The sequence below is a fragment of the Nonomuraea sp. NPDC051941 genome (genome assembly GCF_044593615.1).
On record NZ_JBIUCF010000010.1, the window covers coordinates 73,685 to 97,541 of the forward strand.

Below are 23,857 nucleotides of genomic sequence, written 5' to 3' on the forward strand. Positions count from 1 at the left end.
TCGTGCTATCCGACGGTGAGCTTGTAGTCACGCGTGACGGGGGTGCTCAGCTTGTCGTAGTCCCTGAGCTGGACGGTGAACTCGTACGACCCGGCCTTGGCGGGCTTGCCGGTGACGGCTCCGGTGAACCTGTCGAGGGTGAGCCCTTCCGGCAGCGAGCCGCCGGTGATCTGCCAGTCGTAGAACGGGACGCCGCCCTTGGCGGCGAGCTTGTGCTGGTAGGCGGCGCCGACCGTGGCGGCGGGCACGGTGGCGGTCTCGATCGAGGGCTTGAGGAACGGGGTCAGCTTCCTGTTCAGCTTCCACCCGGCGTTCTCCGCGATCAGCAGCGACAGCTTGGTCAGCTCCCACCTGCGGGTCGGGAAGACGTGCCGCCAGCCGCCGCTCTGCCCGCTGATCCGGTCCCAGTACGGGTCGTCGCCGGGCACGTGGTAGCTGGTGTCGAGCGGTACGGGGTAGCCCTGGTAGTCGATGACCTCCTGGTCGTCCTTGCCCTTGGAGGCCACGTAGTCGGCCATGCCCTGCCAGTCACTGTGGAAGGCGACCGCGTGACCGTACTCGTGCATGACCAGGCCCTCGATGTCGATCACCTGGCCGAGGTCGGTCTTCCACCAGTCCTCGTCCTTGAGCGAGGTGAACAGCTTCATCAGCTGCTCGTCGTACTCGAGGATCATGCTGGTCGAGCGGTGGTAGGGGGTGGGCTTGCCGTTCTGGGTGTGGAACTTGCCGTTGATGGTGGGGTAGCCGGTCGAGTACGGGGTCTGGATGCCGCGGAAGAAGACGTACATGCCGTTGTACGGCTTGGCGTTGGAGACCTCGACCTCGTTCTGCCAGTCATCGCCCGGCAGCCGGTTGACCTCGTCGCCCGCCGGGACCGTGTCGAACGGCTGCAGGTCGAAGAACGCGAACCAGTTGCGCACCGCGGCCTCGGCGGCCTTGCGGACGCCGGGGTCCTTGAAGTAGCCGGTGATGTCGTCGTAGCGGTAGTCGAAGTCGATGGGGATCGTCGGCTTGAGCGGGATCTTCTCGTCCTGCTGCACCCGGATCGGCATGGTCTGGGTGCCGGTGGCGCCGCTCGCGTCCGTGGTCTTCATGATCCACTGGTGCTGCTCGTCCTGGCCGCCGCTCTGCTTGGAGTGGATGGCCAGCCGTACGACCTCGCGGTCGGCGGGGCCGGTGAGCGTGAAGGACTTGGTCGCCCCGGCGGCCGTCAGCTCGCTCGGCATGTTGAACATCAGCCGGGACGTGCCCTTGGCCTGCAGATCCACCTTCAGCGGATACTGGATGCCGGGGACCTTCGGCGCGCGTACGGTCAGCTCGATGTAGGGGTTGGCGAGGTAGCCCTGCCAGTCCACGAGCTGGACGCCGTAGTCGTTGACCTTGCGGTAGAAGATGTCGAACACGTCCAGCGCGGGAGCGGGCTGGCGTGCGGCGAGGCTGGGAGAGGGGACCGACAGCGCGCCGGCCAGGGCAGCCAGCGCGCTGAAGATGGCGATCTTCCGCATTGAACCCTTCTAGGTGTAGGCCTTCACTTCGAGCAGTCCCACCGAGGCTTGGCCGCTCTGCAGGACCACGCGTAGTCGTGTGGTGCTGATCGGGTTGAACGTGACCTTGTTGTAGGCGTTGATGGCGATCGGGTACGTGCCGGGGACGTCGACGTAGGCGCTGCCGTTCCAGTACTGGAGCTTCCAGGAGGCGGGCAGGCGCACGCCGTCGGCGTCGTCGAAGAAGTAGACGTCGGCGGATTTGAGGGTCTGGGCGGACGGCCAGGTGAGCTCGGCCCACTGGCTGCCGGTGTTGGGCCAGGTGCCCCAGCGGCGGTTGACGGTGTCGTTCGAGCTGGGCGGGTCGATGCCGTCGTTGATGGCCGCCACGCTCTCCCACGGGGAGGTGTACGACGCCGTCGGGGTCGCGCTGCCGGCCACGTTGGTGGAGGTGCCGCCGCCGGTGCCGACCGTCAGCTGGAAGGTCCTGGTCTGCGGCGTGCTGAGCTTGTCGTAGTCACGCAGCTGGACGGTGAAGCCGGACGTCCCGGCCGTGGTGGGGGTGCCGCTGATCGCTCCGGTGAACCGGTCGAGCGTGAGCCCCGCGGGCAGGGAACCGCCGGTGACCTGCCAGTCGTAGAACGGCACGCCGCCCTTGGCCTGAAGGGTCTGGTTGTAGGCGGTGCCCGGCGTGGCCGACGGGAGGGAGGTGGTGACGATGGACGGCGGCAGGAACGGGGTGAGGTTGCGGTTGAGCTTCCACCCGGCGTTCTCCGCGACCAGCAGCGCCAGCTTGGTCAGCATCCACCGGCGGGTGGGGAACATGTGGGTCCAGCCGCCGTTCTGGCCGCTGAGCCGGTCCCAGTACTTCTGGTCGCCGGGGATGTGGTAGCTGCTGTCCAGGGGGACGGGGTAGCCCTCGTAGGCGACGACATCGGGGTCATTGCCCCCTGAGGCCACGTAGGAGCGCATCCCGGCCCAGTCGCTGTGGTAGGCGACGGCGTGGCCGTACTCGTGCATGACCAGGCCGTGCACGTCGAGCACCGAGCCGGCGATCTCCGTCTTGTACCAGTCCTCGTCGGCGAGGGAGGTGAACAGCTGCTTGCCGGCCTCGTCGTACTCGAAGATCATCGCGGTCGAGCGGTGCAGCGGGCCCGCGAGCTGCTGGCCGTTCCGGGTGCTGTACTTGCCGTTGGCGGCGGGGTAGCCGGTCGAGTACGGGGTCTGGATGCCGCGGAAGAACACGTACATGCCGTTGTAGGCGGCGTTGTTGGTGACGTTGATGGTGTTCTGCCAGTCGTTGCCCGGCAGGTGGTTGTTCTCCGCCCCGGCCGCGACGGTGTCGAACGGCTGCATGTCGAAGAACCTGAACCAGTCCTTCACCGCCTCCTCGGCGGCGTTCCTGAAGTTCGGCTCGTTGAAGTAGCCGGTGATGTTGTCGTAGCGGTAGTCGAAGTTGATGGGCAGGCTGGGCTGCAGCGCGGTCTTCTCGTCCTGCTGCACCCGGATCGGCAGCTGCTGCAGGGTCGTCGTGCCGGACCCGTCCCGGATGTTCAGCTTGAGCGTGTAACTTTCATCCTGGCCGGGGCCCCGCTTGGAGTGGATCGCGAGGCGGAACACCTTCTGGTCACTCGCGCTCGCGAACGTCAGCGTCTTGGTGGCGCCGGTGGCGGTGAGCTGGCTGGGCAGGTCCATCATGAGCCTGGAGGTGCCCTCGGCCTTGAGGTCGATCGTGACGGGGTACTGGACGCCGGTCGGGGGTTTGACGGTGAGCTCGACGTACGGGTTGGCCAGGTAGCCCTGCCAGTCGACGAGCTTGACGCCGTAGTCGTTGACGGTCCTGCCGAACATGTCGACGACCGTCGCGGTCGGCGCGGCGGCGTGCGCGGGCTGCGACACGCCGGTGAGTAAGGAGGCGAGTACGACTGCCGCCACGGTGATTCGCCTGGCGCCCCTGGCGGCTTTCGGGGCGCTGCGGCATCCTCGGTCCATTCGGACTCCTTTAAGGATGGGAATAGGTTTTCCCTGGCGCACAGTAAGGTGTTACACAGCACCGGTCAACCCCATCCGCCGCCCTTGCAGCGCCTTGCAGCGCCCCCCGCTACGGGGCGGCGCGACGGGTGGACTCGCGCAGGACCAGGCTGGCCGGGACGATCGTGACGCCGCCGGTGGCGGGCTTGCCCGCGATGACGTCCAGCAGGTGCCGGGCCGCCATCCGGCCGATCTCCCCCAGGTTCATGTCCACGGTCGTCAGCGGTGGCCGGCACCCCAGCGCCATCGGCTCCCAGTTGTCGAACCCGACCAGCGCCACGTCCTCGGGAACCCGCCGCCCCCGCTCGCGCAGCGTCTCGGCGACCCCGCGGGCGATCTGGTCGCTCCCGCAGAAGATGGCGTCCACGTCGGGCGCGGCGTGCAGCAGCACGTCGGCCCCCTGCCGCCCCCATTCCTCGCTCCACTGCCCGTACAGGATCTCGCTCGCCGGTGACAGCCCGGCCGAGGCGAGGGCGGTGGTCAGGCCCTGGGCGCGCCGCCGCGCGGCCTGGAAGCGCTGCGGCCCGGTGACGTGGCCGATGCGGGTGCGGCCCGTCGCCATGAGGTGGCGGGCGGCCAGCGCCCCGCCGCCCTCGTCGTCCGGGATGATCGACACGTCCGAGTCGTCGGTCGACTGCGTCATGGCGTACACGACGGGGACGGGCAGGTCATGGCCGATGCCGGCGCGCGGCTCGGTGCGCCGCCCCGTGACGATGATGCCCTCGACGCGCCTGGCCAGCAGGCGCTCGACGTAGTGCCGCTCCCTGATCGGGTCGTCGCGTGTGTCGCACATGAACACCGAGATCTGCCCCGCGCCGAGCGCGTCCTCGGCGCCCAGCATCACCGGGATGCTGAAGCGGCCGAAGCTGTCGCCCGTGACCAGGCCCACCGTGTACGTGCGGCCCGCCAGCAGCCCCTGGGCCAGCGGATTGGGCCGGAAGCCGAGCCGCTCGGCGGCGGCGAGCACCCGGTCGCGGGTCTCGTCGCGCATCCGGCCGCGGCCGTTGAGCGCCTTGGACGCGGTGCCGATCGACACGTCGGCGGCGGCCGCGACGTCCCTGATCGTGATGGTCTTCGCCGTCCCATCCGAAGGACTGATCAACCGAGTCCCCTTTCGCGCACAAGCATCCGCTCTTGACCTGTGATGTATCACACCTTACCCTCCGTTTGAGAAAACCTATTCCCAAGGTTTTCTCAGCGAGGCCCCGAGTTGAGGTTGAGGAGCTTGATGCACCAGAGTCCTGTCGTTCCGTCCAGTCGGGCACTGTGGCGGCCGATCGGCATCGATGACGTCGTCATCACCGGCGGCCCGTTCGCGCGATGGCAGCGGATCAATCATGAGGACAGCATCCCGCTGGGCCTGGAGCAGATGGAGCGTTCGGGCGTGCTGCCCAACCTCCGCCGCGCCGGAGGTGAGGGCGAAGGGCCTTTCCAGGGCTACCGCTTCCAGGACTCCGACCTCTACAAGCAGTTGGAGGCGATCGCGTGGGAGTACGTCCGCGCCCCTGAGCCAGGGTACGCCGAGTTCGCCGACCAGGCCGCGGCAGTGCTGAAGAAGGCCCAGCGTGACAACGGCTACCTCAACTCGCACTACCAGGTCGTCAAGCCGGACAAGATCTACGCCGAGCTCGAGTACAGCCACGAGATGTACTGTGCCGGCCACCTGTTCCAGGCGGCGGTGGCCGCCGCCCGCGCCGGGATCGGCGACGGGGTGGTCGAGGTCGCCAGGCGCTTCGCCGACCATCTGGTGGAGGAGTTCCTGACCGGCGGGAACGACGGCATCGACGGCCACGCCGAGGTCGAGACCGCGCTGGTCGAGCTGTACCGGCTGACCGGCGAGCGCACGTACCTGGAGCTGGCGTCCAAGCTGATCGACAACCGCGGCAAGGGCCTCATCAAGGACAGCGGCATGGGCATGCTGTACGCCCAGGACCACCTGCCGGTCCGCGAGGCCGACACCGCGGTCGGGCACGCCGTGCGCCAGCTCTACCTGGAGGCCGGCATCGTCGACGTCTACCTGGAGACCGGCGACGAGTCCCTGCTGGAGTGCTCGCTGCGCCGCTGGGAGGACATGGTCGCCACCAAGACGTACATCACGGGCGGCCACGGCTCGCGCCACGACGGCGAGGCGTTCGGCGAGCGGTACGAGCTGCCGTCCGACCGCTCCTACAGCGAGAGCTGCGCCGCCATCGCGAGCATCCACTGGAACTGGCGGCTGCTCCTGGCCACCGGCCAAGGGCGCCACGCCGACCTGATCGAGCGCACGCTCTACAACGCCTTCGCCGCCTCCACGTCGGCCGACGGCGTGCGCTTCTTCTACGTCAACCCGCTGCAGCGCCGCTCCGACCTCGTCGAGGACGCCTATCTCGGCCGGCGCAGGGAGTGGTTCGCGTGCGCCTGCTGCCCGCCGAACATCATGCGCCTGGTGGCCTCGCTCGGCTCCTACCTGGCCACGACCACCGATGCCGGCCTCCAGCTGCACCAGTACGTCCCCGGCACCGTGAACGGCCGGGTCCGGATCGAGACCGACTACCCGTGGGACGGGCTCGTCCGCATCACGATCGAGGACGAGGGCGAATGGGAGCTCGCGCTGCGCATCCCCGCCTGGAGCGAGAACACCACCATCGATGACAGTCCCGCCCAAGCCGCCGAAGACGGATATTTCCGTATCCGTCGTCAGTGGCGCCGGGGCGACACGGTCGAGCTCCGGCTCGACATGACGCCCAGGATCGTCCAGCCCCACCGCAGGATCGACGCGTTGCGGGGCAGCGTGGCCCTGGAGCGCGGACCGCTCGTCTACTGCTTCGAGCAGACCGACCAGCCCGAGGGCGTCGAGGTGGACGACCTCGCCCTGAGCCCGCAGGCACCCCTGCGTCTGAAGCCCGTGGACGACCTCCCGGGCGTCGGTCGCACCGTACTGATCGAAACCGACGCCGCCGCCGTGGACCAGCCGCGCGGCGGATTGCCGTACACCACGAAAACCCTGGCGACCAGCACCAGCGTGACCGCGACCGCTGTCCCCTACTTCCAGTGGGACAACCGGGACGGCGGCCCGATGCGGGTCTGGATCCCCCTCGCGTAAGGAAAGACGCGGATGAGAAGACGCGACCTGTTGAAGCTGGGCGGGCTCGCCGCCCTCGGCACCGCGGCCGCGGCCTGCGGCGGCTCGGGCTCCGGCTCGGGCGGCAAGAACGTGCAGCTCCAGTTCATGTACTGGGGTTCGACGTTCGAGAAGGCGGCTGTCGAGCGGATGCTCAAGCAGTACGAGCAGAAGCACGCGGGGGTGGCGGTCAAGCCGCTCTACACGCCCGACGAGTACGACGTGAAGCTCAACACGCTCGTGGCCAGCAACCGGCTCCCGGACGCCGGGTACGTGCCGCTGGCGATGTCGTACCGGCTGGGCCAGCAGGGCAAGCTGGTCAACCTGTTCCCCTATTTGAAGAAATATCCGCAGCTGGCCGGATACCTGCCGGACGCGTACCTGTGGAGCGGCCAGGACAACCTGCACGGTGTCGCGACCGCGAACGAGATCGAGCTGCTGTGGTACAGCAAGTCCGCCGTCGCCGCCGCCGGGGTGACGCCGCCCGCCGACGCCGCCTCCGCGTGGACGTGGGACCAGCTCGTCGAGAACGCCTACAAGCTGACGATCGACCAGAACGGCAAGCACCCGGACGAGTCGGGCTTCGACCCCAAGCAGATCAAGCAGTTCGGCATCTCCAGCAGCATCACCTACGGCGCCGCCTGGTACGGGTTCCTGCGCAGCAACGGCGTCGACTTCGCCGACGAGGCCGGCAAGAAGTGCCTGCTCGACACCCCTGAGGCGATCCAGGTGTTCCAGAACCTGCAGGACCTCATCTACAAGCACCGCGTCGCCCCCGGCCCGGGCCAGCTGGCCGCGACCGGCGACGACGTGCCCGGCACCAACATCCTGCTCAAGACCAAGCGGGTGGCGATGGTGGTGGACGGTCACTGGAGCCTGCTCGACATGAACGAGAGCAAGGTCGACTACGGCATCGGCGTGCTGCCCAAGTACAAGGAGCCGTTCACCTCCTCCCAGGTGGCGGGCGCCTCGGCGGTGTTCGCGGGGTCCAAGCACGAGCAGGAGGCGGTCGAGCTGTTCGCCTTCCACAACGACCCCCGCTACGTCGACCTGTTCGCCAAGGGCCTGTGGATGCCCCAGGAGAAGAAGTACTACGAGGACCAGGCCTCCATCGACTACTGGACCAAGAACGAGCTCCACCCGCCGGAGTTCCGCACGGCCGTGGTGGACTACGCGCGCGACCACGGCGTGCCCACGTTCGGCAACCGCGTCAAGAACATGTCCACCATCTCCAGCGACGTCCTCACCCCCGCCCTCCAGGAGCTCGAGACCGGCAAGCGACCGGCCGCCGAGATCCTCAAGGCCGTCGCGCCGAAGATCTCCAGCATGCTCCAGGGCTGGCAGCACTCCCAGGAGCTGTGATGCGCCGCCTCGAAACACGATGGGGCATCCTGATGGCGCTGCCCGCCATCCTCGGGTTCGTCATCTTCACGATCGGGCCCATGGTGGCGTCGGCGTACTTCAGCCTGACCGACTGGACGATCGGCGCCAGCCCGAACTTCGTCGGCCTGGACAACTACGCCACCATGGTCCAGGACGAGCTGTTCTGGAAGTCGCTGTCCACCACCACGTACTACACGCTCGGCGCGGTGCCGCTGGTGCTGATCGTCAGCTTCGCCGTGGCCATGCTGCTCAACCAGAAGGTGCGCGGCCTGGCCGTCTGGCGGACGATCTTCTACCTGCCGACGCTGGTCCCCGCCATCGCCAACGTCGTCCTGTGGATCTGGATCTTCAACCCGGACTTCGGCCTGCTGAACTCCCTGCTCCGGCAGGGAGGCCTGCCGGGCTCCCAGTGGATCTACGCCGAGTCGACCGCGGTGCCCTCGATGATCATCATGAGCACGTGGGGCTTCGGCAACACCATGGTGATCTTCCTGGCGGGGCTGCAGGGCGTGCCGAGGCACCTGTACGAGGCCGTCTCGATCGACGGCGGCGGCGCGTGGCGGCGCTTCTGGCACGTGACGCTGCCGATGATGACGCCGACCATCTTCTACAACCTGGTGGTCGGCGTGGTCGGCACTTTCCAGGTGTTCAACCAGGCGTACGTGATGACCGAGGGCGGCCCCAACCACGCCACGCTCTTCTACGTCTACTACCTGTTCCGCAAGGCGTTCACCGAGAGCGAGATGGGCTACGCCAGCGCCCTCGCCTGGACCCTGTTCATGATCATTATGGTGGTCACGTTCCTCATGTTCAGAAACGCCCGCCGCTGGGTCTACTACGAGATGGCAGGCGCGCGATGACCGCCCTGGCGACGCCGGACAAGACCACCGCGCGCGGCGTGGCCCCGACCCAGGGGCTGCGCAAACCGCGCAGGTACGGCCGGATCCTGCTCTACGTGGCGCTGGTGGCGGGGTCGATCCCGACCCTGCTGCCGTTCGTCTGGCTGGTGCGCAGCGCGCTGATGCAGGACGCGCAGATGTTCGTCTCGCCGCCCCAGTGGATCCCCTCGCCGTTCCAGTGGTCGAACTTCAGCGAGTCCCTCACCACCCAGCCGTTCGCCCGCTACTTCCTCAACACGGTGGTCATCGCCGTCATCAGCGTCCTGGGCACCGTGCTTACCTGCGCGGTGGCGGCCTTCAGCTTCTCCCGGCTGCGCTGGCGCGGGCGCAACGTGGTGTTCGCGCTGCTGCTGAGCGGCGTGATGCTGCCGTACGCGGTGACGCTCATCCCGACGTTCGTCATGTGGCAGCAGCTGGACGCGATCGACACCATCGCGCCGCTCACGGTCCCGAGCTGGTTCGCCGGGGCGGGCGGGGGAGTGTTCAACATCTTCCTGCTGCGGCAGTTCTTCCTGACGATCCCGTTCGAGCTGGACGAGGCCGCCTACATCGACGGGGCCTCGCCGTGGCGGGTGTTCTGGACGATCATCATGCCGCTGTCCAAACCCGCGATCATCGTGGTGACCATCTTCACGTTCATCGGCACCTGGAACGACTTCCTCGGGCCGCTGCTGTACCTGCAGAACGAGGAGAACTACACGCTGTCGCTGGGGCTGGCGTCGTTCCAGAGCATGTACATCACCCAGTGGGGCTACCTCATGGCGGCCTCGGCGGCCATCATCGCGCCGATCATCGCGCTGTTCTTCTTCATGCAGCGCTACTTCATCGAGGGGGTCACCCTGACGGGCATCAAGAACTAGGACGAAGCCCCGTCATTCCTCCCAGACGGCGCTACCGACGCGCCACGTCGCGCGCCTCCTCCAGCATGACGAGAGCGCGGGGGGAGCCGGGAAGGCGCTCGGCCAGCGCCTCCAGGACGGGGAGCAGCACCCGCGCCGGGATGCCGCGCGCCGTGAGGACGTCCGCGATCCAGCCCGCGAAGGAGGAGAACAGCTCGGGGTCGTCGACGTACAGGGCGGCCCGCAGGTGGTCGATGATGGACGCGACGTCCTCGGCGGGATGTCCGAGCCTGCGCTCCGCGTAGGCCGGCGCCAGCTCGGGGACGCGCCGGGTCAGCTCTTCCGCGACACCTCTCACCAGGTCCACGGCGGACCCGGTGAGGTCGGCGTACTCGTGGCCGGCCAGGTGCGGCCGCTCCTCGGCGCTCCGGCCGACCGCCGGGCGGCACAGCGGGCGGCACGGCGGCGGCCCGCCGGCCAGGAGGTCGGCGGCGGCACACGCGTCGGGGGCCCAGGCGTCGGCTCCGAGCAGCCGGGCATAGCGGCCGTCCGGGCCGAAGGCGGCGCCGCCGGCCAGCACCGGCGTGCCCACCGACTGGCACGACGTGATGGCCGCGTGCGCGGCGGGCAGCCGGGGCGCGAGCGAGCCCGACAGCGCCACCGCGTCCGGATCCGTCCGGTGCAGGTGGGCGACCAGGTGCGGCGTGGGCACCTGCGCGCCCAGGTAGTCGACGTGCCAGCCGCGCAGGCGCAGCACCTCGGCCAGCAGCCGCGCCGGGAACGCGTGCCACTCGCCGTGGACGCAGGCCACCGTGATGCGGCCCCTGCCCGGCTCCGGACTCCGCCGTGCGGTGGGCAGATGGGCCAGCGTCGCGAGCACGCGCTCGTTGACGGCCGTGACGGTGTGCTCCTGGGCGACCGTGATGCGGTCGGCCATCCATTCCAGGCCGACGCGCGACTGCACCGCGGCGACGACGTCCAGCAGCAGGGTCTCCATGGGCATCCCGGCGTCGAGCGCGGCCAGCACCGCGTCGGCGGCGGCGTACTCGTCACCGGCCGTCGCCGCCGCCCACAACGTCTCGACCCGTTCCTCGGCGTCGTGTGTCATGGCGGCGCGCCGTGAGAGGGCTCGCGGGGCGCGGTGATGGCGACGACCGCCATGTCGTCGTGCTCGCCGGCGCCGACCCACTGGCAGGCCAGCATCTGGACGCGGTCGGCCAGGGCTTCGGGGGGCATGCCGGCGCACTGCCGGAGCTGCTCGCACAGCCGCTCCTCGCCGAAGAACTCGTCGCCGAGCGGTCCGCCCCTGGCCTCGACGATGCCGTCGCTGTAGAGCAGGCACGTCTCGCCGGGCTCCAGCAGCACCGGTTCGGTGACGCTGGTGATGTGCTCCACCAGGCCGATCAGCGTGCCGGCGGCGTGCACCGGCTCCACGCGGCCGTCGTTGCGCAGGATCAGCGGCGGCGGATGCCCGGCGCTGGTCAGCCGCACCACGACCTGGTTCGCGCGGCGCGAGATCGAGGCCAGGACGAGCGTGACGAAGCTCGTCGGATCCCCGTGGGTGAGCAGCGCGCCGTTCAGCAGTTCGAGCACCCGATGGTGGTCGTCGGCCAGCGGCACCAGGGCGCGCAGGATGTTGCGGATCCTGCCGGTGAGCACGGCGGCCTCCAGGCCCTTGCCGGACACGTCGCCGAGCACCACCAGCGACTCCCGGCCGGAGCCGCCCACGGGATGCACGTCGTAGAAGTCGCCGCCGACGCGTTCGCTGTCGCCCGCGGGCCGGTAGCGGGCCGCCAGCTCCACGCCCTCGAGCGGCGGCGCCGTGGGCGGCAGCAGCTCGGCCATCAGGGTCTCGGCGATGGCCGCCTGCTCGGCGTACAGCCGCGCGACCGAGATCGCCGCGCCGGCCCACGCGGTGAACAGCGGCGCGAACACCGTCTCGGCGTCCGAGAAACCGGCCTGAGGGGTACGGCGCAGCAGCACCAGCGCGCCCGCGGCCAGGCCATGGCCCGGCAGCGCGGTCACCGCCACAGAGCCCACCTCGACGCCCACCTCGCCGCCCCGGTCGCGAAGCACCCAGCGGGGCGCCTCGGCCGGCTCGACCCACCGGATGGGCGCCGGAGGAAAGCCCTGCAGCGCCTCCGCGAGCCCCGGGAGCGTACGGGGATCGACGGACGCGCGCTCGCGGGACACCTCGCCCCGCGGATCGCAGTAGACGATCATGTACTGGCGCGGGGCCAGCGGCATGACGACCAGCGCGGCGTCGGCGAGCCGCCGGGCGGCCAGGCGCGCGGTCGCCTCCAGACAACGCTCCATGTTCAGCGACGACAGCAGCTCGACGGACGCCTCCACCATGAACGCGGTCCACTCCCGCTCGGCGCGCAGCTCCTCGACGGCCCGCTGGTGATCGTCGACGTCGACCAGCCACCACGTGACCCGATCGCGTCCGGCGTGCACCGGATGCGCCTCGAACACCGGCCCGCCGACCGGCCCGCGGGCGCGCTGACCCACCCGCTGATCGGCCCGCTGATCGGCCCACTGATCGACACGGCGCCCGGCGCAGACCTCACGATGGGCCTGCGACAGCCAGGCCGGGGCCACCCGCGCCAGCGGCACGCCGACGGCCGCGCCGGCGAGAAGCAGCCGGGCCGCCTCGTTCGCCTGCTCGATGATGCCGGCGCTATCGACCGTCAGCATCGGGTACGGCGCGTCTTCCCACACCATCCCGATCGTGCCTCGCCCCAGACCCCTCTCCAGAACCGTCACTCTACGTGCTGGGGGCCGTGGCCTTCGTCACGTCATACTGGTTCTTTGCAGTATCTTTCACCCCTCGCGCGGCGTGCGGATCTTGAGGGAAATCGATTGCTCGCCCTCGTGGGCCGTTGTGGCGGTGGCCGAGGCGAGAAGGGCGAGTTTGTCGGCGTTGTCAGTGCCGGGGTCCGGGTGGTAGACGACGAGCGTCTGGCCCGGAGCGCCGCTGACGCCCAGCCGCTCCCGGTTCAGCCGCAGGCCACCGACCTGCGGGTGATCGATGTGCTTGGGCGCGCCTTCGCACGCCTCCACGTCGTGCCGGGCCCAGAGCCGGCTGAAACGGGGGCTGGCGAGGGAGAGCTCGCCGACGAGCTCGATGCATCGGGGATCGTCCGTGTCGGTGCCGACGGACTCACGGAAGCCGGCGACCATGCCGGCTGCGGCGTTCTCCCAGTCCGGGTAGAGCGCCTGCTCGGCGGGGTCGAGGAACAAGTCCCGCAGGCGGTTGGCTCCCGCCACGAGGCGCGGCGACAGAGCGGTGGCCAGCGCGTTGGCGGCGAGGACGTCGAAGTAGCGGCCCTCGACGTACGCGGGCAGCGGCAGCATGGCGACAAGCTGGGCGACGCCCGGAGGGACGGTCTCCTTCCTGGCCCGGCGCCGGCGCCGCCGGGGGTTGCCGGCGCCGAGGCGCAGCAGGTACGCCGTCGCGTCGTCGTCGAGCCGCAGTACGCGGGCGAGGGCCTCGAGGACCTGCGCGGAGGGGTTGCGGTCGCGGCCCTGCTCCAGGCGCAGGTAGTAGTCGGCGCTGATGCCGGCGAGCATCGCGACCTCTTCCCGGCGCAGGCCCGGCACGCGCCGCACCCCCGAAACGGGGATACCGACCTGTTCGGGAGTGATGAGCTCGCGGCGCGCGCGCACGTAATCACCCAGCAGGTTCGATTCGCTCATCTCCGCACTGTAATCCGCGCGACCGCCTGCCTGCCTGGTCCTGTCACCCCCAGGATCGCGGGGGCTCTGGCTCCGTCCGGGCCTGGTCGGCAGCCTGGCGGACCATGACAACATATTTGCTGGTACACGGCGCCTGGCACAGCGGACAGTGCTGGGAGCGGGTCGTCCCGTTGCTGGAGTCGGCCGGACACCGGGTGATCGCGCCGTCGCTGACCGGTCTCGGCGACAAGGCGCATCTGCTCAGCCCCGAGGTAGGGCTGGACACGCACGTCGGCGACATCGTCGGGCTGATCCTCGAGGAGGATCTCACCGAGGTGATACTCGTGGGACACAGCTACGCGGGGCTGGTCATCTCGTCCGCCGCCAACCAGGTCCCGGATCGGATCGCACACCTGGTCTACCTCGACGCGATGGTCCCGGAGGACGGCGAGAGCGCGGCCGACGTCCAGCCCGTGACCCGGGTTCTGATCGACCGCGCCGCGCAGTCCGGCAGCGGCTGGCGGGTTCCGCCGCTGCCCGAGCTGCCGCCGCCCGCGGGGCTGTTCGGGGTCACCGACCCCGCGGACGTCGCCTGGCTGCGCACGATGCTGTCGGATCAGCCGGTGCGCTCCCTCCAGCAACCGGTCCGGCTGGACAACCCGGCCGTGAACGCGATCCCGCGGACCCACATCCACTGCACCGTCGGCAAGCCGGACGGCATCACCCGCCGGCCCGTCCCCGAGACGCAGCCCAACGGCACCCCGGCGCAGGTGTGGGAACTGGAGACCGGCCACGACTGCATGATCACCATGCCGGCCGAGCTCGCCGAACTACTGCTCAAGCTCGACTGACCCTGTTGAGAAAGAGGGAGTCGATGGCCGGGTCGCCCGTGGGCGGGTCCAGGCGGGTGGGGGCGCCCGCCTCCAGGAGGGCCTCCACGGTGCCGAGGTAGTCGCCGTCCTCCGCGCGGTTGTGGCGCAGCCCCCACAGCGCGCAGTCCAGCGGGGTCGGGCCCTCGTCGTCGAAGGCGCGGTCGTCCAGATCGGCGCCGCGCTCGATGAGCAGCCGCACGGTCGCCGTTCGGCCGTGCATGGCGGCCTGGTCGAGCGGCGTGAAGTTGCTCCAGCCGCGCGTGTCCACCGCCATGCCGGCGTCCAGGAGGGCCCGCACCACGTCGGTCCGGCCCAGCAGGGCGAACTGGCCCAGCGCCCAGCCGTAGTCCCCGGTGTCCGCCGGGTTGCCGAGAGCCGGCGGCGGCGCGGCGGGCAGGCGCGCCGACTCGCCCCGGGCCACCGCCAGGACGGCGGCGTCCACCGGGTCCAGGTCGGCCGTCGCGCCCCGCGCGGCCAGCAGCTCGTACGCGGCCAGGTGGCCGCAGCGGGCGGCCAGCGCGAGGGGGCGGCGGCCGACGTCCCAGCGGTCCCACGGCAGGTTCACGTCGGCCCCGGCGTCGAGGAGCATCGTCAGGATGGTGACGCCCCGGCCGCGGGCGATGGCGTGGTGCAGGGCGCGGCAGGCGTTCACGTCGGCGCCGCGGTCGAGGAACCAGCGCAGCCCCGCCGCGTCCTCGAAGTCCAGCTTGTGCGCCACCATGCGCTCGAAGCCGGGCCGGTGGAGGAGGTCGAGGAAGGCCGGGTCCGACTGCTCGCACGCGTGGTAGAAGGCGTCCTCGTCCGCGGGCGCGCCGCGCTCGACGAGGAGCCGGGCCAGGGCCAGGTCACCCCGCTCCACGGCGTCGAACAGCGCCGTCCGCCTGCCCTCGCCGCCCCACTCCACGGTGTGGCTGCCGGGGTCGGCGCCGGCGTCCAGCAGGAGCCGGGCGCACTCGCGTACCCGCTCGTCGGGGGCGACGGCCCGGCGCAGCAGCACCAGCAGCGGCGGGAGCCCGCCGACCGGCTCACCGGCCGGGAGGAACGCCGCCAGCGCGGCCGGATCGGCCAGGACGAGCGCCCGCTCGATGCCCTCCAGGGCGGCGACGCGTACGTGCTCGACCAGCTTCGGCCAGCTCGGGAAGCCGTACTCGCGGGCCAGCTCGAACTGCGCCCGGCTCAGCGGGACGCCCCGGGCACGCTTGCGGTGTTTGGCCTGCTTGCGCAGATGCTCCAGCGAAGGGCGCTGGGGAAGATCGGACACGGCGAACCTCCGGCTGCCCGGGTCCGCGAGCTCGGGCCGAGGTCCGTCGACCACATGGAGTGTGCCGCCAGTGGGATGATCCCTTCCCCGCGGACTGGACGCGCCCGGCAACGCCCTCCCATCCTAGCGGGGGCCGCGCCGAGACGCGGCCCCCCGGGTGTCAGAGCGTGATCGGCACCCGCGCGCCCGTGCGGGCCGACTCCAGGGCCGCGGTGACCATGGCCAGGCTGCGGATGTTGTCGTGGCACTCGCCCTGCGGCGCCTGCCCCGTACGCAGCCCCGTCACGAACTCCTCCAGCCCCTCGGCCAGCCCCTGGAAACGCCGCCGGCCGGGGAACGCGTCGGCCTCCGGCGGGTGCGGCCGCACCACGTGCCCCTCGGCCGCCTCGGCCGTCGGATCACCCTTGCCGTCCCAGCGCGCCGTCCCGCGGGGACCGGCCGCCCGCCAGCTGCCCGTCCAGGACGTCGCCTGGCCCGGCGCCGACCAGCTCCCGGCGAACGTGTAGCGCAGCCCGCCGGTCATCTCGAAGATCGCGGTCGCCGAGCACGCCCCCGGATACCACGTCCACGACGGCCGGAACGACTCGCAGTAGACGGACACGGGATCCGTCCCCGACACCGCCCGCGCCGCGTCGAACAGGTGGATCGCCATGTCCTGTAACAGCGGATGCTCCAGCGTCCCCAGGAACTCCGGCCCACGGTAGGGCATGAAGAACTCCGAGGTCAGCACCCCCAGCGGCCCCAGGTCGGCCACCGTGCGCCGGAAGGCCACCAGGGTCTGCATGAACCGGCGGTTCTGGTTGACCGCGAACAGCCGCCCCGCCTCGTCGGCCGCCCGGACCATGGAGCGGGCCTCGTCCAGGGTGACCGCCATGGGCTTCTCGCTCAGCACCGCCACCCCGCGCCGCAGCGCCGTGACCGTCACGTCGTGGTGGGCCTGGGGGACGGTGCAGTTGACGATGAAGTCGGGCTCCTCGCCGTCGAGCACGGCGGTCAGCGAGGCGCTGACGGGCAGGTCGTCGAGGCCGAGCTCGGCGGCGGCGGCCCGGGCGCGCTCCTCCACCACGTCCACCCAGCCCACCAGCTCGGTGCCGGGGTGGGCGACCAGCTCGGGCGCCCACTGGCCGCCGATGTAGCCCGCGCCCACCACCACGCCGCGCAGCGGCCGGTCCTCCTTGACGATCTCGAAGGTCACTGGGCCTTCTACCACTGGGCCTCCTACCACTGGATGGGGGTGTGGGCGTTCTGGAGCGGCTCGCCCACGCCGTCCGCCGGCGCGGCCCACAGGACGGCGTTGGCGAGCACCCGCCGCACGCCGGGGTGGTGGTAGACGGGATATTCCTGGTCGCCGGGACTGAAGTAGAAGATCTTGCCCAGGCCCCTGCGGAAGCAGCAGCCGCTGCGGAACACCTCGCCGCCGCTGAAGTTGCTGATGAACACGAGCTCGTCGGGCTCCGGGATGCCGAACGGCTCGCCGTACGTCTCCTGCTGCTCGATGACCAGCGGACGGGGCACGCCCTGCGCGATCGGGTGGCCGGGCGCGACCGTCCAGACCAGCTCGCGCTCGCCGGCGTCGCGCCAGTTGATCGTGCAGGTGGAGCCCATCAGCGCACGGAAGATCTTGGAGTAGTGGGCCGAGTGCAGCACCAGCAGGCCCATGCCGCCCAGCACGCGCCGCCGCACGCGTTCCACGATCTTGTCGTCGACCTCCTCGTGCGCCATGTGGCCCCACCAGGTCAGCACGTCGGTGCCGGCCAGGACCGCGTCGGTCAGGCCGTGCTCGGGCTCGTCGAGCACGGCGGTACGCGTGCTCACGCGCTCGCCCAGCAGCTCGGTCAGCCCTTCCGCGATGGCGCCGTGCATGCCGTCGGGATAGATGCGGCGTACCGCCTCCTCGCGCGGCTCGTGATAGTTCTCGCTCCAGACAGTGACGTTGACCGCCATGCGTTTCCTTCCTGGCCGTACGGGCGCAAGATCAGCGTACGTCGCCGCCTGCCGTCTCCGACAGCACCCGCACGTCCCACGGCCCCAGCGGCAACTCGGCGCCGGCCTCGTGGGCGGAGCCGCCGAGCACATCCCGTACCGGGACCGGTACCCGCACCGACGCGGGCTCCCACGCCCAGTTGTGCAGGAAACGAACCCGCCGCCCGTCGCGCGCGGTGGCGCCGGTCGAGGTGACGCCGGGCGGCAGCTCCGACCAGGGGCCGGGCGACGGCACCAGCCGGCGGAACAGGGCCTCGGCCAGGGCCGCGTTGGGCACGGTGCCGACATAGGTGATCCGCCCCTGCCCGTGCGCGCGGGTGGTGATCGCCGCGAACCGCCCGAAGTGCGGGTGTTCGTAGCCGGCCAGCACCTCCGCCCCGTCCACCTGCAGGCCGTCCGCCCACCGGGTGCCCGCCGCGTCCTCCGGGAACCCGGCACCCCTGACCGGCACATCCTCGGACAGGTTGCTGAACTCGTCGTAGCAGGCGCCCGCGGCGTCGGCCAGCCTGCCCGGCTGGACGTCCCTGCGGGCCCGCGCCTCGGCGTCGGCGTAGCCAGTGCGCGGGCCGACCACCAGGTGCCCGCCCGCCGCCGCGTACGCCGTCAGCCAGTCCAGCGTGGCGTCGTCGGCCACGTACAGCCCGGCGGCCACCAGCACCGGATGCCGGGTGGCCAGCGCGGCCGGCTCCCCGGCGACGGCCTGGGCGGCGTGCACCACCCGCACCTGGCAGCCGGCGTCGAACGCGCCACGGTAGAACGGCTCGAAGATGCCCTGGTAGGAGCGCTCGTCCGGCCCGCCGTCCGGTCGCCCGAGCGCGGGCTGGGCGCTCAGCGCCCACTTGCTCGGCGTGGAGTAGAGCATCGCGACGTCCGCGTCCGGGACCAGCCCTTCGACCAGCTCTCCCGCGGTCTCGAGCTCGGCCCCGATCCGGGCGATCTCCCGGTACGTGCGCCCCGGTCGCCCGCTGTGCGGCAGCACGCCGCCCCAGTACGTCTCCGTGCCGAACACCAGTGTCCGCCACTGCCAGTACTCGATCATGGAAGCACCGCGGGAGACGAGCGCCCACGCGGCCTGCCGCCACTGGCCGTCGTAGGCAGGCTGGTTCACCCAGGGCGCCCCGATGGCCTGCGCGTTCGTCTCGGTCACCAGGAACGGCTCCTGGCGGGAGGAGAACATCCGGTCCGCGCTGAGATAGAGCGCCCAGGTGCTCCTGGTCATCCAGCTCTGCGGCGCGTCCTGCGGCGCGGGCAGCGCGAGGCCGTCCTGCATCGTGTAGTACGGGTTGCCCGCGGTGACGTCGAGCCGCCGGGTCAGCTCGTCGTCGGCCACCCCGGGCCGGTCGTAGGCGATGCACGTGGTGACGAACTGCTCGGGACGGGCGTACTCGCGCACGATGTCCGCCTGCCAGCCGATGAACTCGGTCACCTGGTCGGCCTGGAAGCGCCGCCACGCCTGCGTGTACTGCGGCTGGGCGTTGCCGTCCGGCCGCCACAGGTCGGCCCAGTCCGACAGCCGGTGCGACCAGTAGACCAGGCCCCACTCCCGGTTCAGCGTCTCCACGTCGCCGTAGCGCTCGCGCAGCCAGTCGACGAACCGCTGGAACACGCCGTGGTTGTGCAGCAGGTGCAGGCCCGGCTCGTTGTCGACCTGGAAGCCGATGACCGACGGGTGGCCGGCGTACCGCTCGACGACCTTGCGGGTGATCCGCTCGGCGTGGAAGCGGAACGCCGGGTGCGTGAAGTCCATCTCCTGCCGGGCGCCCCATCCGATGCGCTGCCCGGTGGCCCGCTCCCCGGCGATCTCCGGGTAGAGCCGGGCCAGCCACGGCGGTACCGCGTACGTCGGCGTGCCCAGGATGACCCCGATGCCGCGTTCGTGCGCGCCGTCCAGCGCCGGTTGCAGCCAGTCGAGGTCGAAGCGGCCGTTCTCGGGCTCCCAGGTGGACCAGACCGACTCGCCGACCCGGATCACCGAGAAACGCGCGTCGGCCATCAGGTCCAGGTCGGTCTTCAGCAGGTCGGTGGGGTGGTATTCGGGGTAGTAGGCGGCGCCGAAGAGTACTCGCGGCACAGGGGTTCCTTCCTTACTTTGCGGGCGGTGCGGTCGATCGGCGCACCACGAGATGCGCGGGCAGGCCGGGCTCGCCGGGCTCGCCGGGCTCGCCGGGGGAGCGCTCGATCTCGGCGGCGAGCAGCGCGAGGCCGTGGCGGGCGATCGCCTCGAAGTCCTGGCGGATGGTGGTCAGCGGTGGCGACAGGTACGCCGCCGCCGGGATGTCGTCCATGCCGACCACGCTCACGTCGTCCGGAACCGCGCGACCGGCCTCGGCCAGGGCGCGCAGCACGCCGATCGCCATGTCGTCGTTGGCTGCGAACACCGCCGTGACCCGCGGGTCCGCCGCCAGCGCCCGGCCCGCCTCGTACCCGGAGGCCGGGGACCAGTCGCCCTCCGGCGCCGGCGGCTCGGGAGCCCCGGCGGCGGCCAGCGCCTCCCGCCAGCCGCGCGCCCGGTCGCGCGCCGCCGGCCACCGGTGCGGCCCCGCGACGTGCCAGACGGTGGCGTGCCCCAGGCCGAGCAGGTGCTCGGTCGCCTGCCTGCCCGCCTCCACGCCGGATGGGCCGGTGACCACCACGCGCGGCCCGTCGAGCCCGGGGATCGGGCGGAAGCTCAGCACGGGCACGTCCGGGTCGACACGCAGGTCCTGGTCCCCGTTGATCGGGTCGTCGATCGGGTCGGAGATCACGACGGCGTCCACGCCCTGGGCCAGCAGCGACTCGACCGCGCTCGTGACACCGGCGCCCTCGCCCGCGTAGGCGACCGCGAACGCGTACCCGATCTCCCTGGCCTGCCGCTCCAGGGCGACGAGCAGGGATGCCGGGCCGTAGAGCGAGCTGTCGATCGAGGCGACCCCGATGCGGTGGAAGCGGCCCAGGTGGAGCGCCCTGGCCGCGGTGTTGCGGCGGTAGCCGAGCTCGCGCGCCGCGGCCAGCACCCGCTCGCGGACCTCCTCGGTGACGTACGGCTCGCCGTTGAGCACCCGCGAGACCGTCTTCTGCGACACGCCCGCGAGGGCCGCGACGTCGGTGCTGCTCGGGGGCCTTCGCCTGGCGTCGGACACTCGCGGCTCCTGAGTTATGACTACGTAGTCAGATTCGCCCGTGGTGCGCGTCGATGTCAAGAGCGCTATCATTCAGATGATGTGAACATCTGAATGTTGGGAGTGTGGCTCGATGGTCAGGCTGACCCGGGCGCAGCAGCAGGAACGCACCCGAGCGGCCGTGCTGGCGGCCGCGAGGGAGGAGTTCGCCGAGCGGGGATACGCCGAGGCCAAGGTCGACCGGATCGCTGAACGGGCCGAGCTGACCCGCGGCGCGGTCTACTCGAACTTCCCGAGCAAGCGCGCCCTCTACCTGGCGGTCCTGGTCGGCTCGATCGGGCCCGTGGCGGCCGAGGAGGGCCCGCCGCCGTCCGGCGTGGCCGAGGCGCTGGGCGCGTTCGCCCGCGTGTGGCTCGAACGGCTGCCCCTGACCGGCGACACGTCCGCCGGGGGCAGGCTGCAGTCGCGCTCGCTGGCCGGGGTGTTCGACGACGAACCCGGCCGCGCCGCGCTGGGGCAGCTCGGCAGGCTGGAGGCGCTGCTGCTCGCCCTCGCGCTGGAGCCGCGCGCGCCGGGCCACGCGCGGCGGGTGCGGCTGGCCGAGCTGGTCCTCACGCTGCTGAGCGGAGCCGCTCACCTGGCCGAGACCGCGCCCGGCTTCGGCGACCCCTTCGACGTGGCCCGCGTCTGCCGGCACCTGGCCGGCCTCGACCTCACCGACACGTGGGACCCGCCCCACCTGCCCTACGTCACCCCCGCGCGAGCCGTCCAGGACACCTGGGAGCCGCCTGCGCAGTTGCAGGACGAGCTCACCGGCCGCCGGACGAGGTTCGACGCCGACGGCGTGATCGCCGTCCTGGGGACCGGCCGGCTGGAGGCGGCCGAGGAGGCCGTCCGCGCCGCCCGCCCGGAGGATCGCGTCACCATCGCCGTGGTGACCGGCGATCCCGCCGAACTGGGGCGGCTCGTACGGCTCAGGATCGGCGACCTCGCCGGGAGTCTGCGCCGGGTGTTCGGCCCGGATCCCCGGCCGGGCCTGCACCTCGTCCTCGACGAGCACGCCGCCGTCGCCTCGGCCGCCGGGGTCCCGGACGCGGACGACGCCACCGAAGCCGCGGTACGCGTCCAGGCGGGCCGGATCGTCGCCCGCGCCCACGGCCGGGGCGCCGCCCACGCCGCGGCCGTCACCAGACCCGCCGTCCCCCCTACCGACCAGTAGTGCGTCAGCGGACGTAGATGTTCGGCCTGGGCGGGGTGGGCATGCCGTCGCCGATGAAGAAGCTCGTGTGCGGCGGCTGGTTGTAGGCGGTGTTCTGCCACGCGACCGACACCCGGTAGAGCGGGTCGTGCATCAGGGTGTAGATGCGGCGGTCGGTGGGCGTGGTCGTGGCGTAGATCCGCAGGGCGCGGTTGTCGCTGGTGGGCCAGACGACCTCTTCGCGCCAGTCACCGAACAGGTCCGCCGACAACGACGGGGTGGCCTTGGTGCCGTTGTTGGAGTGCACGCCGGAGGCGGTCAGCAGGCGGGTGTCGGCGCTGGTGCCGTACTTGTCGATCCTGGTCTGGTCGAGCAGCTCCCGGAGCGGGTCGGCGTCCCACCAGACGAGGAAGTTGACCGAGGACGGCTTGCGGCCGGCGTTGTTGCCGGTGACGCTGCGCAGGTTGCCGTCGGCGGCGGACCAGAACTCACTGGCGATCCTGACCGTCGAGATGTCGCCGGCCACGCCGCGGCCGTTGTCGCCGTTGGCGGGGGTGGACCAGAGGATCTGGCCGGTGCGCGGGTCGATGTAGAGCGAGGACGGCTGGGAGCCCGACTCGCTCACCTTGAAGTACTCCAGGCCCGCCCTGCCCGGGTCGAAGTCGCCCAGGTGCTGGGCGTCGCCGTGGCCGGTGCCCGTGGTCCACATGCCGGTGCCGTTGTCGTTGACGGCCATGGCGCCGTACACGATCTCGTCCCTGCCGTCCTGGTCGACGTCCCCGACGGACAGGCTGTGGCTGCCCTGGCCGGTCCACTGGGAGCCCGCCGAGTTGCTGTCGAACGTCCAGCGCTTGGTGAGCGTGCCGTTGCGGAAGTCCCAGGCGGCGATGACGGAACGGGTGTAGTAGCCGCGGGCCATGATCAGCGAGGGGCGTTCGCCGTCCAGGTACGCGGTGCCGGCGAGGAAGCGGTCCACGCGGTTGCCGTACGAGTCGCCCCAGCTCGACACGGTGCCGCGGGGCGGGTCGTAGGAGACCGTGGACCTGGCGGCGCCGGTCTGGCCGTCGAACATCGTCAGGTACTCGGGGCCGGACAGGACGTAGCCGCTGGAGTTGCGGTAGTCGGCCGACGCGTTGCCGATGACCGTGCCCACGCCGTCCCTGGTGCCGTCGGCGGTCTTCATCGCGACCTCGGCCCGGCCGTCTCCGTCGTAGTCGTACACCTGGAACTGGGTGTAGTGGGCGCCCGCGCGGATGTTGCGGCCCAGGTCGATGCGCCACAGGCGGGTGCCGTCCAGCCGGTACGCGTCCACGTACACGTTGCCGGTGTAGCCCGACTGGGAGTTGTCCTTGGCGTTGGTCGGGTCCCACTTGAGCACGATCTCGTACCGGCCGTCGCCGTCCACGTCGCCCACGCTGGCGTCGTTGGCGTTGTAGGTGTAGGCGACCCCGTCCGGCGTCGTGCCGCCCGACGGCGGCTGGATCGGCACGTCGAGGTACGAGCCGCCGGTGAAGCGGAGCGAGGCGGGCGAGGCGGCCTGCTCGGCCCCGCCGACCACCGCCCTGACCGTGTACGAGGCGTCGGCGGCGGCGCCGTTGTCGAGGTAGTTGGTGGAGGCGGTGAGGTTCGTGGCGACCCTGGTCGAGCCCCGGTACACGTTGAAGGCCACGCCGTCGGGGTCGGTGCCGAGCAGCCGCCAGGACACGAGGTTGCCCGAACCGGACCGGACGCTGGTCAGGCCGCGGTCGAGGTCCTCCATCTGCTTCGTGGGCGGGGCGGCCTGGGCGGGGACGCCGTTGATCGTCGTAGCCAGGGTGAGGACTGCCATCGCGCCGGCCAGTCGTAAGCGCATTCGCTCGGTTCCCTTCTTGGTAAGCGCTTTCCCGATGGGCGAAAAAGAAAGTTTCATCGGGGTGTTAGCGTTAACGGACGCAGGCCGGGACCGCGGATGTCAGGGACGAATGTCAGACCTGCGGAAATGGCCACAATGTCTCCTCGTCGGCAAACGGGGTCGCCGCGTCCGCGGCCCGG

General features: G+C 71.1%; 18 protein-coding genes. 6 read left to right on the forward strand and 12 right to left on the reverse strand.

What is annotated here, in order from left to right:
- Window positions 1-5 precede the first annotated feature (5 nt).
- The 3 genes from ACIHFD_RS18705 to ACIHFD_RS18715 all read right to left on the reverse strand — a co-directional run bounded on the left by ACIHFD_RS18705 (window position 6) and on the right by ACIHFD_RS18715 (window position 4,617).
- A complete protein-coding gene (locus ACIHFD_RS18705; protein WP_397367979.1) occupies window positions 6-1,505 on the reverse strand; it encodes an Ig domain-containing protein in 1,500 nt (499 codons plus the stop codon).
- Window positions 1,506-1,514: 9 nt separating this feature from the next.
- A complete protein-coding gene (locus ACIHFD_RS18710; protein ID WP_397367980.1) occupies window positions 1,515-3,476 on the reverse strand; it encodes an Ig domain-containing protein in 1,962 nt (653 codons plus the stop codon).
- A 109-nt stretch (window positions 3,477-3,585) separates the two neighbouring features.
- The gene (locus ACIHFD_RS18715) at window positions 3,586-4,617 is read right to left on the reverse strand and encodes a LacI family DNA-binding transcriptional regulator (RefSeq protein WP_397367981.1); all 1,032 of its coding nucleotides are present in this window, start codon (window positions 4,615-4,617) and stop codon (window positions 3,586-3,588) included.
- A gap of 126 nt (window positions 4,618-4,743) precedes the next feature.
- On the opposite strand from ACIHFD_RS18715, the gene ACIHFD_RS18720 reads away from it, so the two are divergent.
- The 4 genes from ACIHFD_RS18720 to ACIHFD_RS18735 are packed head-to-tail and all read left to right on the forward strand — an operon-like array spanning window position 4,744 to window position 9,757.
- Window positions 4,744-6,597, forward strand: coding sequence for a glycoside hydrolase family 127 protein (locus ACIHFD_RS18720; protein WP_397367982.1), 1,854 nt, complete (start codon window positions 4,744-4,746; stop codon window positions 6,595-6,597).
- A gap of 12 nt (window positions 6,598-6,609) precedes the next feature.
- Window positions 6,610-7,977, forward strand: a complete 1,368-nt coding sequence (locus ACIHFD_RS18725; RefSeq protein ID WP_397367983.1) for an extracellular solute-binding protein — start codon at window positions 6,610-6,612, stop codon at window positions 7,975-7,977.
- Window positions 7,977-8,858: a sugar ABC transporter permease gene (locus ACIHFD_RS18730; protein ID WP_363980023.1), complete on the forward strand. Its 882-nt coding sequence runs from the start codon at window positions 7,977-7,979 to the stop codon at window positions 8,856-8,858. The genes ACIHFD_RS18725 and ACIHFD_RS18730 overlap by 1 nt, the downstream gene beginning before the upstream one ends.
- On the forward strand, window positions 8,855-9,757 hold the full coding sequence (locus ACIHFD_RS18735) for a carbohydrate ABC transporter permease (RefSeq protein WP_363980026.1): 903 nt from the start codon (window positions 8,855-8,857) through the stop codon (window positions 9,755-9,757). Before ACIHFD_RS18730 ends, ACIHFD_RS18735 begins: the two co-directional genes overlap by 4 nt.
- A 31-nt stretch (window positions 9,758-9,788) precedes the next feature.
- Here the strand turns inward: ACIHFD_RS18735 and ACIHFD_RS18740 are convergent, their stop codons facing one another.
- From ACIHFD_RS18740 to ACIHFD_RS18750, 3 genes are all read right to left on the reverse strand, one after another.
- Window positions 9,789-10,844, reverse strand: a complete 1,056-nt coding sequence (locus tag ACIHFD_RS18740) for a B12-binding domain-containing protein (RefSeq protein ID WP_397367984.1) — start codon at window positions 10,842-10,844, stop codon at window positions 9,789-9,791.
- Window positions 10,841-12,433, reverse strand: coding sequence for a PP2C family protein-serine/threonine phosphatase (locus tag ACIHFD_RS18745; RefSeq protein ID WP_397367985.1), 1,593 nt, complete (start codon window positions 12,431-12,433; stop codon window positions 10,841-10,843). Before ACIHFD_RS18745 ends, ACIHFD_RS18740 begins: the two co-directional genes overlap by 4 nt.
- A 126-nt stretch (window positions 12,434-12,559) precedes the next feature.
- Window positions 12,560-13,435 carry a helix-turn-helix domain-containing protein gene (locus tag ACIHFD_RS18750; RefSeq protein ID WP_397367986.1) on the reverse strand — a complete coding sequence of 292 codons (876 nt, stop codon included), beginning with the start codon at window positions 13,433-13,435 and terminating at the stop codon, window positions 12,560-12,562.
- A gap of 104 nt (window positions 13,436-13,539) precedes the next feature.
- On the opposite strand from ACIHFD_RS18750, the gene ACIHFD_RS18755 reads away from it, so the two are divergent.
- The gene (locus ACIHFD_RS18755) at window positions 13,540-14,265 is read left to right on the forward strand and encodes an alpha/beta fold hydrolase (RefSeq protein WP_397367987.1); all 726 of its coding nucleotides are present in this window, start codon (window positions 13,540-13,542) and stop codon (window positions 14,263-14,265) included.
- On the opposite strand, the gene ACIHFD_RS18760 is transcribed toward ACIHFD_RS18755, so the two are convergent.
- The 5 genes from ACIHFD_RS18760 to ACIHFD_RS18780 all read right to left on the reverse strand — a co-directional run bounded on the left by ACIHFD_RS18760 (window position 14,252) and on the right by ACIHFD_RS18780 (window position 20,649).
- Complete coding sequence (locus ACIHFD_RS18760) at window positions 14,252-15,547, reverse strand: ankyrin repeat domain-containing protein (RefSeq protein WP_397367988.1); 1,296 nt, start codon at window positions 15,545-15,547, stop codon at window positions 14,252-14,254. The two genes, ACIHFD_RS18755 and ACIHFD_RS18760, sit on opposite strands and share 14 nt — an antisense overlap.
- A gap of 160 nt (window positions 15,548-15,707) precedes the next feature.
- The gene (locus ACIHFD_RS18765; RefSeq protein ID WP_350736564.1) at window positions 15,708-16,742 is read right to left on the reverse strand and encodes a Gfo/Idh/MocA family oxidoreductase; all 1,035 of its coding nucleotides are present in this window, start codon (window positions 16,740-16,742) and stop codon (window positions 15,708-15,710) included.
- 23 nt (window positions 16,743-16,765) lie between these two features.
- Window positions 16,766-17,491 (reverse strand): ThuA domain-containing protein, encoded by a 726-nt coding sequence (locus ACIHFD_RS18770; protein WP_397367989.1) that lies wholly within the window; start codon window positions 17,489-17,491, stop codon window positions 16,766-16,768.
- Window positions 17,492-17,522: 31 nt separating this feature from the next.
- Window positions 17,523-19,601 carry a beta-galactosidase gene (locus ACIHFD_RS18775; protein WP_397367990.1) on the reverse strand — a complete coding sequence of 693 codons (2,079 nt, stop codon included), beginning with the start codon at window positions 19,599-19,601 and terminating at the stop codon, window positions 17,523-17,525.
- 13 nt (window positions 19,602-19,614) lie between these two features.
- Window positions 19,615-20,649, reverse strand: coding sequence for a LacI family DNA-binding transcriptional regulator (locus ACIHFD_RS18780; RefSeq protein ID WP_397367991.1), 1,035 nt, complete (start codon window positions 20,647-20,649; stop codon window positions 19,615-19,617).
- A 112-nt stretch (window positions 20,650-20,761) separates the two neighbouring features.
- On the opposite strand from ACIHFD_RS18780, the gene ACIHFD_RS18785 reads away from it, so the two are divergent.
- On the forward strand, window positions 20,762-21,847 hold the full coding sequence (locus tag ACIHFD_RS18785) for a TetR/AcrR family transcriptional regulator (RefSeq protein ID WP_397367992.1): 1,086 nt from the start codon (window positions 20,762-20,764) through the stop codon (window positions 21,845-21,847).
- A 4-nt stretch (window positions 21,848-21,851) separates the two neighbouring features.
- Here the strand turns inward: ACIHFD_RS18785 and ACIHFD_RS18790 are convergent, their stop codons facing one another.
- Entirely contained in the window at window positions 21,852-23,678 is a 1,827-nt protein-coding gene (locus ACIHFD_RS18790; RefSeq protein ID WP_397367993.1) for a rhamnogalacturonan lyase, read from the reverse strand.
- Between the last annotated feature and the right edge of the window lie 179 nt (window positions 23,679-23,857).